Source organism: Streptomyces sp. NPDC006739 (assembly GCF_042869815.1).
Lineage (GTDB): Bacteria > Actinomycetota > Actinomycetes > Streptomycetales > Streptomycetaceae > Streptomyces.
Map to the genome: position 1 here is coordinate 15,162 of NZ_JBIAGM010000025.1, position 14,057 is coordinate 29,218.

Here is a 14,057-nt window from a genome sequence, read left to right on the forward strand (position 1 = left end):
CTGGAAGGGGCTTGCCCGGATCAGAAGGAGCCTGTCGTCCAGGTCCTGTTCCGGCACCTCGACAAGTTCGCTGCCGAACGCGAGGCACGTCCGGCGCTCAGAACTCAGATTGAGCGGGACACCGGCCGAGCCTCCGTCTCGCCCAATCTGCACCAGCGCTGATCACAGCCCCGAGGTGGTTCACCTGCAGCGAGACGGGTCACTCTGCGGTTTGCGCCACCACACGGCCTCACCTCATCGAAGTCGACGCCTTCGCCACCACGCAGCGAACCGGACCACTCCCGTCCGTCCAGCCGCACGGACAGGGCGGGCGGCAGAAAACAGTGCCTGTGGGCGAGGACGGTGCCGTGCCGACGCCTGAGCCGGTCCAGACGGCGGTAGCTCTGGAAGGCGACGGCGGCTTTATCGCTCAGGCGCGGCAGGTGGCCGCCTCGTCCATGGACCTGACCCGGCTGGTGGTGAGCGAGCTGGTCACCAACGGCCGAAAGTACGCACCGGGCCCCGTGTTGATGGAGTTACGGATCGTCGGGGACCTGGTCGAGGTGAGCGTGTGGGATGCCTGGGAGCGTGTCCCAATAATCAGCGCCAGGCCTGTCATCGGGCGATCGCACCACCTGTCCGAAACGCGATGTCGGATTACCGCCAGCGTTGGCGTGTCGCTCACGAAAGAGTCAGCGACGGTTCGTGTTCCTGTTCGCGGACCTGTCCGTCCGGCACTTTGCGAAAGGCACAGCGCATGCACGTCGTCCCAGGGCTCAAGGTCCTGTACTTCGGAACTCCGGTGGTACTGATCAGCTCACTCAACGAGGACGGCACGGCGAACCTCGCGCCGATGTCCTCGGCATGGTGGCTGGGCCAGTCCTGCATGCTCGGTTTCGACAACAACTCCCAGACCACCGCGAACCTGCTTCGGGAAGGCGAGTGCGTGCTCAACCTGCCCTCGTCGGCGATGGTCGATACCGTCGACCGGATTGCGCTCACCACCGGAAAGCCTGTCATGCCGGACTACAAGGCGAAGCAGGGCTACCGGTACGAGCCGGACAAGTTCTCGACCGCGCAACTGACGGAGCAGGCATCGGACCTGGTCCGGGCCCCCAGGGTTGCGGAATGCCCGGTCCAGATGGAATGCAGGGTCGTCTCAACCCATCCTTTCGGCGGTCCCGAATCATACGCAACCGCCTTCGAGGTCGAGGTGCTTCGCGCCCATGTCGAGGAAGACCTGGTCATCCCGGGGACGCACTATGTGGACCCGCTCGGCTGGGACCCGCTGATCATGAAGTTCTGCGAGTTTTTCGGCGCAGGACGCAACGTTCACCCGTCGAGACTCGCTGAGGGCTGGAACATGCCGCACCAACTCCAGTCGACGACCGTCTGAGTAGGCATCCGGCGGCCCTCACCCCGCATCTCGCGCGTACGAGGGGTGTGTCAACTTAACGGCCCTGTCTCACATTCGGTGGTGACGGAGCGTGCTGTTATCCGAGGAGGATGCGGTGCCGGAGCAGGGTGAAGCCTGCTCGTCCGTGCATCTGGCGCGCGATCCGTTTGGTCTTGGTGTTGACGCCCTCGGTAGGGCCGTTGCTGTACGGAAGCGTGAGCCCGGCGATCACGGCGTCGATGTCCCGGTCCAGGCCCCGGGTGAAGGCGTGTAGGTGGGGCAGGTCGGCTGTTCGGACTTGGGCGATCCAGTGCGTGAGCGCATCGGCGTTGTCGGTATGGGGCGTAAGGAGCGGGGCGAAGTCTCTGATACCTGCGGCCAGTTGGGTCATCTCGGGGCAGGCGGCGGTGAGCTTGGCCAGGAGCTCGTGCTGCTCGGGCTTGAGGTTGTCGGGTCTGGTCAGCAGCATCCGGGCGAACCGGCGCGGCGAGATATGGCTGCGGTCGGCGTCCGCGCGGCCTTGGTTGATGTACTTGTGCAGAAGGTTCAGGCAGCCCGTGAAGCCGAGAGTCTTGATCTCTTCGAAGAGGTGCTGGACGGGGACGCCGGGGTCTTCACTTCGGCGTTTGCGCAGGTGCTCGCGGTAGGGATCGACCAGGCCGGCACGGTACTTGGGGACGCGGAGCATGCGCTCGGGCCGGTCGGCGCGGGCGTAGCGTTTGACGGTGTTCAGGGCCAGTTGCAGGCGGCGGGCGCATTCGAGCAGGCCCACGCCCTTCTCGAGCAGGCCATGAACCTGATGCCAGCGTTCGAGGGTGGTCTGAGCGCGGGGCCCGTCGTAGATCGGCGCGTCCAGCACGGTGGCCCAGCAGGCACTGTGTGCCTTCACCTCGCTCAGGGCGGCTTCGCACAGGTTCTTCCATAAATGCCAGCGATCACCGACTTGAACCGCGTCAGGCAGAGCGCGGCGGATGGCCTCGGCGTATGTGGTTGAGCCGTCGCGGCACACGACCTCGATGCCCGGATGCTCGCGCAGCCAGGCTTCCAGCATGTCGGCCGTGCGGTCGGGCAGTACGTCGATCCGCTCATGGGTTCCGGCGTCGATCACCACGGTGGCGTAGCGGTGGCGCCGGCGCAGGGCGAAGTCGTCGACGCCGATCACGCGGGGCATCCGCCCGGTGGGCAACGGGATGCGCAGCAGGGTGCGCAGGGCCGTGTGACGGGACAGGCCCACCGCGAGTATCGCCAGCAAACGTGATCCCGCCCGGCCCGCTAACTCTTTGACCACGGCCTTGACCTGCCTGGTCAGACGAGCGGTGCGTCGCTGGTATCGCTCCAGCACCCCGGGCACCTGTTCGCGGAAGGTGTGGCGGCAGCCCCGCGTGGGGCACACCAGACGCCGCACCCGCACACGGACCACCACCCGCCGCCCGTCGACCGGAACGTCGGCCACCGTCCGCCAGTGATAGCCGTGCACCCGTCCCGACGAGGCCCCGCACACCGGGCAGACCGCGGTGTCCAGCGGCGTCCGGGCCCGCACCACGATCCGCTCACCCTCGTCGGCAATATCCTCGATGACCAGCGGCGACAGACCCGAAAACACCGTCAGCACAAGCTCGTTGACACTCATCACATGAAGGTCAACGACCCTGACAACTCTCCGTCACCACCGAATGTAAGACAGGGCCAACTTAACGGCTGATCGCGGTTGTTGGGTTATCGCTGGTCGGTAGGGGGCAGGCGGCCATCGAAGGCGATCCGAAGGCGATCCGAAGGCGCTCAGGGGTGCCTTTCAGCGCATCGTCCGGCGGCGGCGGCCCTTGCCGGCCGGGTCCAGGCTCATCAGTGCCATGTAGACGCCCTTCAACGCCGCGGCCACCGAGGGGAAGTGGCCGCGGGCCCGAACCGCCTTGCGGATCCTGGCGTTCACGCTCTCCATCGCGTTCGTGCTGCAGATGACCTTACGGATCTCGACGTCGAAGGACAAGAAGGGAGCCATCTCGGCCCAGGCGTCGGACCACAGCTTGATCACGGCCGGATACTTGGTGCCCCACTTCTCGGAGAACTCCAGGAACCGTTCGGTGGCGACGGCTTCGCTCGGCGCGGTGTAGACGGGCTTGAGATCCTTGGCGACCTCGTCCCAGTCCTGGCGAGCGCAGTAGCGGATGCTGTTGCGAATCAAGTGAACGATGCACGTCTGGACGACCGTGCGGGGCCAGACCGTCTCGACCGCGTCCGGCAGGCCCTTCAGCCCGTCGCAGAGGAGCATGAGGACATCTTCAACTCCGCGATTCTTCAGCTCGGTGAAGACCTGGAGCCAGTGCTTGGCGCCCTCGCCGCCGTCACCGGCCCAGATCCCGAGAATGTCCCGGGTGCCCTCGACCGTGACGGCCATCGCCACGTAGAAGGACCGGTTGGCGACCTTGCCATCGCGAATCTTCACGTTGATGACGTCCACGAAGACGACCGGGTAGACGCGGTTCAGCGGGCGGGCCTGCCATCCCGCCATGCCCTCCATCACCTTGTCCGTGATCGTGGTGATGGTCTGCTTGGACACCTCCGCCCCGTACACCTCGGCCAGATGAGCCGATATCCCCCCGTGCGTGAGGCCCTTCGCGGACAGGGAAAGCACCATTTCGTCCACGCCGGTCAGACGGCGCTGCCGCTTGCGGACGATCTGCGGCTCGAAGGTGCCGGCGGTGTCGCGGGGCACCTTCACCTCGACCGGGCCGACGTCGGTCAGCACCGTCTTGGCCCGGGTGCCGTTCCGGCTGTTGCCGCTGTTCCTGCCGACCGCGTCGTGCTTGTCATAGCCGACGTGATCGGTGATCTCGCCCTCCAGGGCGGACTCCAGCACCCGCTTCGCCAGCTGCTGCAACAGACCACCCTCCCCGGTCAGCTGCAGCCCCTCCGACCGGGCACGCTGGCGACGAGCTGCTCGTCGGACACGGGCACAGGCTGCCCCAACTGGGCACTCTCGACAGGCTCCATTGTCTCCAACTCCACTGCGGTATCAGTCACTTGCCGTCTCTCCCTTGATCGTCGGATCCGCCGTTAGATTTACACTCCGCCGCTCAGGGGTGAGGCCCATGCGGGGTCGTGCCATGATCTGTTCGTCAAGCGAGTGAGTAGATAGTCCGCCGTGCTGGATGCGGTGTCCTGTGGAGCCCCGACCGCGATGAGGGAGGTGCTGACCCTTTCGGAGGCACCCTCCGAAACATCCGGATCGCCCAGGAGGGGCAGGGTCAGCAGGAGGCGGGCGGCGCAGTCGTCGACCCCGGCGGCCCCGGGTGCTGGGTGGTCCGCGATCTTCACGAGGTCGGGCCACGGCAGCCCATTTCCTGACGGCTCCCCTTCCCAGCCGGCGATCTGTTGCACGCCGCCTTGGCCTTCCGGGACGAGCAAGTAGTCGGTGCCGTAATCGCCGACCAAGTTGCGGTAGACCACGACGATTCCGGGGCCTTTCGCGGCCGGCACCCGGAACACAGGCCACCAGTCGGGATCCATGAGGGTCTCGGACAAGGCTTCGGTATCGGCACCATCATCGCCGAACCACTCCGGGCTGGGACGCCCAACGCCCGTCCCGCCAGCGCAGATCTCCAGTAGGTAGTTCGACCAGAACCCGGGGCGAGTCAGTAGAGACTCCCCAGCAGCCAACGGGCCGTCGTCGTATCCTTCGATCAACATCCCGCAAGCCTGTCACCTGTCGCTGATCAGCTCGCACCGGGGACCGGCGCAGGGGTCCACCGGTTAGGGGCAGTCGTTCATGCGGGTCGTATCCCTTGATGTGGTGTAGCCGATCACGGCTCAGGCGCACGCCGGGGGCGTGACCCTGCGTGGTCTCTTCTCCCTGCCCGCAGGGCGGGCCACACGCAACTCTCCGAAGTGAACGGCCAGTTCAACTCAGTAGGTGCAGGGTGGGCCCTGTCTCAGCATGACTTACTGCGACTGCTGGAGTCACTACTTTCGGGGACGGGCTCGAACTCGTCCGCGGCGTGGCTGAGCGGATGCTCCAGGAACTGATCGAGGCCGAAGCCACCGCGAGGATCGGCGCCGAGTGGAACGAGCACACCGACACCCGGACCACGTTCGGCAACGGCCACCGCAACAAGACCCTCAGCACCCAGGCCGGCGACCTTGAACTGGGGATCCTTAAGCTGTGGTCCGGGAACTTCTTCCCGGTGCTGCTCGAACGCCGACGCCGCATCGACCAGGCCCTCTACGCCGTGATCATGGAGGCCTACGTCCACGGCGTCGTGAAGTCTCCCGGATCTGCCAGGACCTGGACGGCCAGCTGACCGCGTTCCGCACCTGGCCGCTGAACCACGTCCGCTTCCCCTACGTCTACCTCGACGCGACCTACTGCAAGGCAAGGGTCGAGCACCAAATTGTGTCCCGGGCCGTGGTCTTCGCCACCGGCATCACCGAGGACGGCGGCCGCGAAGTGCTCGGGGTGATGATCGGCGACAGCGAGACCGAGCTGTTCTGGACCGAGTTCCTGCGTCACTTGCGCGAACGCGGCCTGACCGGCGTCCGGCTCGTCATCGGCGACCACCACCTCGGTCTGGTCAAAGCTATCCGCAAGGTCATGCTCGGCGCCGCTACCAGCGCTGCAGGGTCCACTTCCTGCGCAACACCTTGGCTGTGATCAGCAAGGACGCAGGCGAGATGATCGCCGCGACGATCCGCACGATCTTCGCGCAGTCGTCCGCGGACGCGGTCCGCACCCAGCTCGACACGGTCGCCGACATGCTCGGCAAGCAGTTTCCGAAGGTCAAGGAGATGCTGCTGGACGCGAAGGACGACCTGACTGCCTTCGCCTCCACGCGCGGCTACCCGCCCCGACCTGGTCCTGCGGGACTTCCGCCCCGATCACAGCGCGACCGACGCCCGCTGGTGCGGCGACATCACCTACCTCGCCATTGACGAGGGCTGGCTGTATCTGGCCACCGTCATCGACATCGCCTCCCGCCGAGTGGTCGGCTGGGCCACCGCCGACCATCTGCGCACCGAGCTGGTCGCCGACGCCCTACGAGCCGCCTGCCACCAGCGCCGCCCCGACGGACCGGTGCCTAAGTCTTCGATGAACAGCTACGCTCACTTGAACAACCCGATGTTGCATCGACCGGTTGAGCTCGCCCAATACGGCTCCAGGGCCTTCGCCGGCCTCTGCGACCAACTCGGGGTCACCCGGTCGGTGGGCGCGGTCGGCACCAGCGCCGACAACGCGGCCTGCGAAAGCTTCCACGCGTCCCTGAAACGCGAGACGGGCGCCCGAGACTATGGCGACGCGGGCACCTGCCGCAGGACCGTCTTCGCCTGGCTGACCCGCTACAACACCCGCCGTCGGCACTCCGCCAACGGCCACCTCAGCCCCAACGAATACGAACACCGACACCACACCGCTAAACTCACGCTCGCCGCGTGATCAAGCCGCGTGCCCACCTTCACGGGGGAAGGCCCGACTCCCTCGGGTCTTCCTTGATCTGTCATGCGATGGTCACGTCACGGCTGCTCAAAGCGAGTTCGCCATCGTCCGCTGGGCAGGTCTGGTTCCTTCCGCTCAGGATGGGCTGCTAGATCTGCTGGCGGCCTACCATCTGCAGACGCAGGTCGAGAAGAGTGAGGTCATCGCCGATGTGGATGGGTTGCCGGACTAAACCGCCCCGGGTTCGAGAGAGATCTCAGCCGATCATCGACCCACTGCATCCGGTCGCGGCTGGTGAGACGCAGGGAAAGCAAGCGGCGCCGACCGCTGGAGGAGGCCGGAACAGTGGGCCGTGACAGTATCCGCTCCGTACACGAGACCGGCAGTCGCAGCACCTGGTGGTGGGCTGCGTTGCGCCGGACGCCGGTGGCGGTCTGGAATGACGATGTAACGGACTGGGCCGCCGCATTGACCTACTACGCGGTCCTCGCCCTGTTCCCCGTACTGCTGGTCATCCTCTCGGTGCTGGGGCTCACCATGCCCGCAGCGAAGCCCGAAGTGATCGACCGGGCCGTCCGGGTCGCCCCCGCCGCATCCCGTGACCTGCTCCGCAGCACTCTGCTCCAGATGGCAGGCCAGTCATCCGCAGCCTGGCTGCTGGTCTTCTTCGGCGCTGTAGGGGCCCTGTGGTCGAGCTGCAGCTATCTGAGCGTTTTCCGACGCGCCCTGCATGCGATGCACCACGTCAGCTCGCACCGGCCGGTGTGGCGGACCGCCCCCCGCATTGTCATCACGGCAATGCTGTTGATCACTCTGCTCCTGACCACCACGCTCGCTCTGCTGCTCAGCGGCAGCTTCGCGCGCCGTCTGGGCCGGGCACTGAACATGGGCACTGTCCCTGAGACCGCATGGGACACCCTGCGCTGGCCTGTCCTCGCAGGGGTGGCCATCGCCCTGGTCCTGCTGCTCTACCGTTCAGGTCCAGGTCCCTCGCGTCCGCTGCGCAAGATGGCGCCGGGCGGCGGTCTGGCGATCGTGCTCCTACTGGCTGTCTCCCTCGGCTTCACCGTCTACGCAGCGCATGTGAGCACCTACCACCGCCTGTATGGCTCACTGGCAGGCGTCGTCGTCTTCCTCGTCTGGCTATGGCTGTCCAACCTGGCACTTCTGGTAGGCGTCCAGTTCAACGTGGAGTTGGCGAGACAAGCGGGTGACGCTCACGTGCGTGGGCCCCGAGAGGCCTGAGGCCCGGCTGCAGGGGGCCTTGATGGGGTTCCGGGAATTCGGGCATGGCGAGCAAGACGGTCGAGGCTCTGCTGTTTCCGGGAGTCGATGTGTGAGTGGAGCGCGTCGGCGACTTCTCCGACGTCCTGCTGGTGGAGGCGGTGTCCACCGCTCGCCCGGGCCGGTGCCCGGGCTGTCGGAAACAGGCGTGGCGCACGCGCAGCTCGTACCAACGTGACCTGTATGAATACCCGTTGGGCTCTCGTCGGATCACAGTACGGCTGCGGTCCGTTGATACTTCTGTGACCGGAAGAGCTGTTCCCGCAAGACGTTCGTCGAGCAGGTGCCGGGCTTGTCCAAGCGGCATCGCCGCTCCAGCATCGGGATGACAGGCTGGTTGGGGTCAATCGCGATCGAGCTCGGCGGATGTCCGGCCGTGCGGTTGTGCCGCCGCTGGCCGCGGGCCGGATCCGGCTGCTCGGGCTGCTGATGGCGCCGACGGTGCCGGCCCGGACCGCGCGCCGAGAGTGTTAGGGATGGATGAGTTTGCCGCGGAGAACGACCAGCCCGTCCACAGATGACCGCGCCGGGCCGGGGGGAGTAGCCCGGCAACCGTGCTTGCTCGCTGTTTGGGAAGAGTAGTGGTACGGCCAGCGAACTGAAGGCTGCCATGGTCGTCGAATCTGCCGAGCGGCAGGGTGCGCGGAGAGGCGAGTGTGCCGGTGATTGCGCCGACGATCGCTTCGGTGGTCTCACGCACCACTGGTGGAGAGTCGGTATTCGAATTTGCCGGCTGTATTACGCGGTGCGCGGGTACCAGGGCCGCAAGGAGGAGCCGAAGAGCTTCGGCTGGCGGACTTACTGACCTGATCGTCCGGGCCCGCAACCGGCTCGGCGGGCCGATCGTGCTCGCGGGGGAGGAGGTCCGCCTACACCTGACTGCCCGGATGCGGCACTTGATCTGCGCCGACACCGGGCGGATCACCATACTCCAGCTGTCGGTCTACGCTCCGGACCTCAATCCGCAGGTACGGGTCTGGTCGCTGGTCAAGCGCGGTCTCGGCAGTCCGGCCGCCGCTGACCTCAGCCAGATCACACGCGCCGTGCAGCACCAGCTCAAGGGCATCGCGTACTGTTCCGAACTCATCGATGGCTGCCTTGCGGGCACCGGCCTGATCACGGATGGTTGAGCAATACTGCAAACTCATTCGGAAGGCGAACTCGGCGCCAGGAGCAGGGAGCCCAGCAGGCCGCGCGGAAGGCCGGTGGCCGGCCCTCCCGCTCTCGTGCCTGACGCGGGCAGGTCTTCCGCCCGGCGCGGGCAACCCTTACTGGCCCTGGGTAAGCCAGAGCACAGCATCCGTGAAGGCCGAGGGCGAACCGGACAACCCTGCACCCGAACGCGTTCGTTACGATCGGGTTATGACTGCGAGAAGAGAGCCGATCAGCCGCCGGGAGCGTCCGGCGAAGCCCGCCCTGTCCCGGCGCTGGATTGTGGACACCGCCGTGCGGATCATGCGGGCGGAGGGGCTGGGGAAGGTCACGATGCGTCGCCTGGCGCAGGAGCTGGACACCGGTCCGGCATCACTGTACGTGTACATCGCCAACACCGCGGAACTGCATGCGGCCGTTCTGGATTCCCTGCTCGGCGAGGTCGACCTGACCGGGCGGGACGGCGGTGGGGGCTGGCGCGAGCAGCTCCGTGCCGTTATGACGTCGTACACCCAGGTGCTGTTCGAGCACCCGCAGCTCGCGCGGGCTGCACTCGTCGCCCGCCCAAGCGGTGAGAACTACGTGCGCCTGGTGGAGCGCATCCTCGATCTCCTCTCGCAAAGCGGCGCCGACCGCGAGCAGGTCGCCTGGGGGGTGGACAAACTGCTCCAGGATGCGACAGCCACAGCTGCTGAGCACTCCACCCGTGAGCACGACCCTGCCTCCGATGAGGACTGGAACGCCACCGTGCGTGCCCTGCATGCCGTGGACCCCGCCACGCACCCGGCGATCACCGCGCACATGCCCGCCCTGATCGGCGGCTCGGTGCCGGACAGGATCCGCTGGAGTTTCGACGTCCTCGTCAACGGCATCACCCACACACCCGTCCCGGGCGCAGGGGACTGAGCCCGGGGCGGGGGCCCGCCTGACGGCGGACGCCGCCAGGAGGCACGGAAGTCCTCCTCGCCGCCCGCCGCTACCCAGCATGGAACTTGTTCGTAGCGAACATGTTCGTTACGGTGGCAGTGGCCGAGGCACCCCTTGCCGCCCCGCCGTGCACGCCGCCCTTGCAAGGAGCCTTGCGGCGTCGGCGGCGATGACTCGGCGCACCGAGGTATTCCCCTACTGCTTCCGGAGGCCCCCCTTGAGCACCAGCCATTTCCCGATAGCGATCATCGGCGCAGGGCTGGGCGGCCTGACCGCCGCCCGCGTCCTGCACGTCAACGGCATCGAGTCGGTGATCTTCGAGTTGGAGGCGTCGGCGGCGGCCCGTACGCAGGGCGGGATGCTCGACATCCACGAGACCAACGGGCAGAAGGCCCTGCACGCCGCCGGCCTCCACGACGACTTCCTCAAGATAGTCCACGAGGGTGGTCAGGCCGTGCGCCTGCTCGGCCCCGACGGCACGGTGCACGTGGCCGAGGAGGACGACGGCACCGGCGGCCGGCCGGAGGTGGACCGCGGCGACCTGCGTGACCTGCTGCTGAACTCCCTGCCCGACGGCACGATCCACTGGGGCCGTAAGGTCACCGGGGCCCGGGCGCTGGGCGACGGGCGTCACGAGGTGACGTTCGCCGACGGCTCGGCCATCACCACCGATCTCCTGATCGGCGCGGACGGCGCCTGGTCCCGGATCAGGCCGCTGGTCTCCAGAGCCTGGCCCGCCTACACCGGCATCTCCTTCGTCGAGACCGACCTGTTCGACGCCGACACCCGCCACCCGCGCAGCGCCGCGGTCATCGGCGGCGGGTTCTTCATTGCCCTGGGACACGAGCGTGGTGTCCTCGCCCACCGGGAGACCGACGGCAGCCTCCACGTCTACACCGCGCTCAAGGCCGCCGAAGGCTGGCTGGACACGGTCGACTTCACCGACCAGGCCGCCGCCAAGGCCGAGGTCCTCGCCCACTTCGAGGACTGGGACGAGGGCCTGCGCGCCCTGGTCGCCGACGCGGACACGATCACCCCGCGCCGTATCCACGCCCTGCCCGTGGGGCACCGCTGGGACCGCGTCCCGGGCGTGACGCTGCTCGGTGACGCCGCCCACGTGATGTCCCCCTTCGCCGGTGAGGGCGCCAACCTTGCCATGCTCGACGGCGCCGAACTCGCCCTGGCCATCGCCGCCCACCACGGCGACACCGAAGCCGCCCTGGCCGCGTACGAGGAGGCCCTCTTCCCGCGCAGCGAGGAATCCGCCGCCGAGTCCGCCGCCAACCTGGACACGATGTTCGGCGAGCGCGGCCTGGAGCAGATGGTCGCCTTCTTCACCCCTGGCCCGGCAGCCCAGTGAGGCCCGCGCTCACGGCCGCCGCGCCCTCAGCCACTGAACCTCCCGCATCCAGGAGCACCTCATGACCGCACCCCATCAGCGCACCATTCCAGTACGGGCAGGCCTGGACCTCGAAGTGCGCGAGGCCGGCACCAGCGGCAGCCCGGTCCTCGTCCTGCACGGCGGCCCCGGCCCCTCCAGCATCTCCCCCCTGATCGACCACCTCGCACCGGATCACAAGGTGGTCGCGCCCACCCATCCGGGCTGGGAGGGCACCGTACGGCCTCACGACCTGGACTGCGTGCCCGCCCTCGCGGCTGCCTACCTGGACCTGCTCGGCCACCTCTCGCTGAACGACGTGACGGTGATCGGCACGTCCTTCGGCGGCTGGGTCGCCACCCAGACCGTCCTAGAGGACCGCGAGGGCCGGATCTCCCGGCTCGTCCTCATGGACGCCATCGGCCCCGTCATACCCGGCCAGCAGATCACCGTGCCCTCCGGGCCACCGGCTCCGGCGGCCGGAGGACCGGCGCCGCAGGGCGGACCGTCCGCGCAGTCGATGGCCGCCATGCGCGCCTACGCCGGGCCGGCCATGGCAGATGCCGGCTTGCTGCCCCGCCTTTCCACCGTCACCTGCCCAGTCCTGGTGATCTGGGGCACCGACGACACAGTCGTCACCCCCGACTTCGGCCGCGCCTACGCCGTGGCGTTCCCCCACGCGCGGTTCGAACTCATCCCCGGCGCAGGGCACCTGCCCATCCGCGAGAAGCCCGAGACGGTCTTCACCCATCTCGACTCCTTCCTCACCCCCCGGGCCCCGGCCACCAGCCACTGAACCCCTGCCCTCTGACTCCCCGCCCGCGGGCCGACACCGGCACCGCCCCTCGGCAAGCGGGCGCCCATGGGGCTCATCACGCGCGGTCGCAGACCGACCGCCCGGGGGCGGGGAACCGACCGTCCCGCCACCGCCCGGTGGGATGCGGCAGGCCGCCTGTTCGCTCAGTGACCGGTCAACGTCGCGCATCCCTGCGAGAAGTCTCATAGAAGGCGGATAGCCCGCAGGTCAACGACCTACACCCCATGATCAACGGATGTGCAGTCACCTCTTCGTTCGCTCTACCGCTCCTCGTCAGCACGACGTACAACGCCACCGGACGCGGTACGCAGGGGGCGCCGCCGTCGCGCCGCCGGGGGAGTCATCGAAGCAGGCGGTGAGGGTAGAGGGTAGTGACCAGCCGTTCGCAACGAAAGGGATGCCCTGCTATGCCCGAGACACAGGACGTCGTCGAGCTCATCCTTCAGGATCACCGGCGCGTGGAGGATCTGTTCCGTCTGATGCGCAGTGTCGATGCCGACCGGGCCGCCGCGCTCCGTGAGTTCGCGGACCTGCTGATCGCGCACGCGGTGGCCGAGGAGGCCAAGGTCTATCCCGCCCTGAAGAGGTACAAGAACATCGACGACGAAGAGGTCGAGCACGGCGAGCACGAGCATGACGAGGGCAACGAGGCCCTCCTGGACCTGCTGGAGGTGGAGGAGGTCGGCTCCCAGGAGTGGGACTCCAAGCTGGAGAAACTGGTGGAGGCCGTCACCCACCACGCGGACGAGGAGGAACGCACCATCCTCAACGGAGCACGCGAGAACGTGGCGATGGAGCGGCGTGAGGAACTGGGAGCGGCGTTTTGGCAGGAGCGCGAGCGGCAGCTGAAGGCCGGCTGCGGCTCGGTCGACAACGTGCGCCGCATCGTCAACTCGTGACTGCACCCCGGCGCGGGACATCCCGCGCCGGAGCCGAGGCCCCGGCCCCCCGGGCCCGGCCGCACGTCACTACCACCACCACGAACTGCCTGACCACTACCAGCAGTACAACCGGGACCACGCCCGACTACGCGCTCCTGGCGAACGCGCATTCCCCCAGCTGAAATCCTGGCGCCTCCTTCGTCGAGCCCGGTGCTCGACAACCGCATCGGACGCATCGTTGCCGCCATCCACACACTCCTGACCTGCGGATACGAAGGATGAAAGAGGTTCACTCAGCTGGTGGTCAGCGAGCTGATCACCAACGCCCGCAAATACGCCCCGGGCCCGGTGCAGCGCGAGCCGGTCGGCAAACACATCACCGCCCGCAGCGCCCTGGCCGACGACCCCGGCGGCGCCATCTCTGGGCGCAAGCCCCTGTGGCTCGCCTCACGCCTGGCGCCCCACAGCGTGGCGGTAAAGAGTCTCGTCGTGTCGGTTGACGGGGTGAAACCACCTCTGTCAGGCACGCCCCTGGGAGGCCTCCTCGGATGGGTGCGGTTCGGGATGGTGCATGGAGGCCTCCGCGACCTGCTTGAGCGCCGATGCCGTGGCAGTATCACCGACCCTGGCCGGTTGCTCGTGCGGGTGATCTGAGGGGCGGCCCTGGTGGAAATGGGAGGGCGCCAGCCTGTCGCCGGCACCGTAGGACTCCGTGTCCGTCGTTTCCGGGGGCGCAATGCCGGTATCGGAAGCAGCCGGCTGCCTGCCGTCCGTTGCCATGTACGCCCGGTCGGACTCGGTACGGCTGTGCCAGC

At 67.6% G+C, this 14,057-nt stretch carries 10 protein-coding genes and 3 pseudogenes; 10 read left to right on the forward strand and 3 right to left on the reverse strand.

The annotated features are described in order from the left end of the window. The first annotated feature begins 736 nt into the window (after nt 1-736). Entirely contained in the window at nt 737-1,375 is a 639-nt protein-coding gene (locus tag ACFYMM_RS35220) for a flavin reductase family protein (protein ID WP_388394399.1), read from the forward strand. Between the two features lie 97 nt (nt 1,376-1,472). On the opposite strand, the gene ACFYMM_RS35225 is transcribed toward ACFYMM_RS35220, so the two are convergent. From ACFYMM_RS35225 to ACFYMM_RS35235, 3 genes and pseudogenes are all read right to left on the reverse strand, one after another. Further along, a complete protein-coding gene (locus ACFYMM_RS35225) occupies nt 1,473-3,005 on the reverse strand; it encodes an ISL3 family transposase (RefSeq protein WP_388394402.1) in 1,533 nt (510 codons plus the stop codon). 165 nt (nt 3,006-3,170) lie between these two features. Beyond that, nucleotides 3,171-4,295 (reverse strand): annotated as a pseudogene (locus ACFYMM_RS35230) (IS256 family transposase); the annotation flags it as partial. A gap of 140 nt (nt 4,296-4,435) precedes the next feature. Beyond that, complete coding sequence (locus ACFYMM_RS35235) at nt 4,436-5,062, reverse strand: hypothetical protein (protein ID WP_388394405.1); 627 nt, start codon at nt 5,060-5,062, stop codon at nt 4,436-4,438. A 198-nt stretch (nt 5,063-5,260) separates the two neighbouring features. Here ACFYMM_RS35235 and ACFYMM_RS35240 point away from each other — a divergent pair. The 9 genes and pseudogenes from ACFYMM_RS35240 to ACFYMM_RS35280 form a co-directional block, all read left to right on the forward strand. Beyond that, nucleotides 5,261-6,196, forward strand: a pseudogene (locus ACFYMM_RS35240) (transposase); the annotation flags it as partial. Between the two features lie 31 nt (nt 6,197-6,227). Beyond that, nucleotides 6,228-6,803 (forward strand): DDE-type integrase/transposase/recombinase, encoded by a 576-nt coding sequence (locus ACFYMM_RS35245; RefSeq protein WP_388394528.1) that lies wholly within the window; start codon nt 6,228-6,230, stop codon nt 6,801-6,803. 345 nt (nt 6,804-7,148) lie between these two features. Beyond that, on the forward strand, nt 7,149-8,048 hold the full coding sequence (locus ACFYMM_RS35250) for a YihY/virulence factor BrkB family protein (RefSeq protein WP_388394407.1): 900 nt from the start codon (nt 7,149-7,151) through the stop codon (nt 8,046-8,048). 926 nt (nt 8,049-8,974) lie between these two features. Continuing rightward, nucleotides 8,975-9,217, forward strand: coding sequence for a hypothetical protein (locus ACFYMM_RS35255; RefSeq protein WP_388394410.1), 243 nt, complete (start codon nt 8,975-8,977; stop codon nt 9,215-9,217). 232 nt (nt 9,218-9,449) lie between these two features. After that, nucleotides 9,450-10,145, forward strand: coding sequence for a TetR/AcrR family transcriptional regulator (locus ACFYMM_RS35260; RefSeq protein WP_388394530.1), 696 nt, complete (start codon nt 9,450-9,452; stop codon nt 10,143-10,145). 238 nt (nt 10,146-10,383) lie between these two features. Next, nucleotides 10,384-11,526 carry an FAD-dependent oxidoreductase gene (locus tag ACFYMM_RS35265; protein WP_388394412.1) on the forward strand — a complete coding sequence of 381 codons (1,143 nt, stop codon included), beginning with the start codon at nt 10,384-10,386 and terminating at the stop codon, nt 11,524-11,526. Nucleotides 11,527-11,587: 61 nt separating this feature from the next. Next, the gene (locus ACFYMM_RS35270) at nt 11,588-12,340 is read left to right on the forward strand and encodes an alpha/beta fold hydrolase (protein WP_388394415.1); all 753 of its coding nucleotides are present in this window, start codon (nt 11,588-11,590) and stop codon (nt 12,338-12,340) included. A gap of 428 nt (nt 12,341-12,768) precedes the next feature. Beyond that, on the forward strand, nt 12,769-13,260 hold the full coding sequence (locus ACFYMM_RS35275; RefSeq protein ID WP_388394417.1) for a hemerythrin domain-containing protein: 492 nt from the start codon (nt 12,769-12,771) through the stop codon (nt 13,258-13,260). 273 nt (nt 13,261-13,533) lie between these two features. Further along, nucleotides 13,534-13,677 (forward strand): annotated as a pseudogene (locus ACFYMM_RS35280) (ATP-binding protein); the annotation flags it as partial. Nucleotides 13,678-14,057: the final 380 nt, after the last annotated feature.

Coding starts and splice junctions, on each gene's coding strand:
- ACFYMM_RS35220 (WP_388394399.1), top strand. CDS start 737: ATGCACGTCGTCCCAGGGCTCAAGGTCCTGTACTTCGGAACTCCGGTG.
- ACFYMM_RS35225 (WP_388394402.1), bottom strand. CDS start 3,005: ATGAGTGTCAACGAGCTTGTGCTGACGGTGTTTTCGGGTCTGTCGCCG.
- ACFYMM_RS35235 (WP_388394405.1), bottom strand. CDS start 5,062: ATGTTGATCGAAGGATACGACGACGGCCCGTTGGCTGCTGGGGAGTCT.
- ACFYMM_RS35255 (WP_388394410.1), top strand. CDS start 8,975: ATGCGGCACTTGATCTGCGCCGACACCGGGCGGATCACCATACTCCAG.
- ACFYMM_RS35260 (WP_388394530.1), top strand. CDS start 9,450: ATGACTGCGAGAAGAGAGCCGATCAGCCGCCGGGAGCGTCCGGCGAAG.
- ACFYMM_RS35270 (WP_388394415.1), top strand. CDS start 11,588: ATGACCGCACCCCATCAGCGCACCATTCCAGTACGGGCAGGCCTGGAC.
- ACFYMM_RS35275 (WP_388394417.1), top strand. CDS start 12,769: ATGCCCGAGACACAGGACGTCGTCGAGCTCATCCTTCAGGATCACCGG.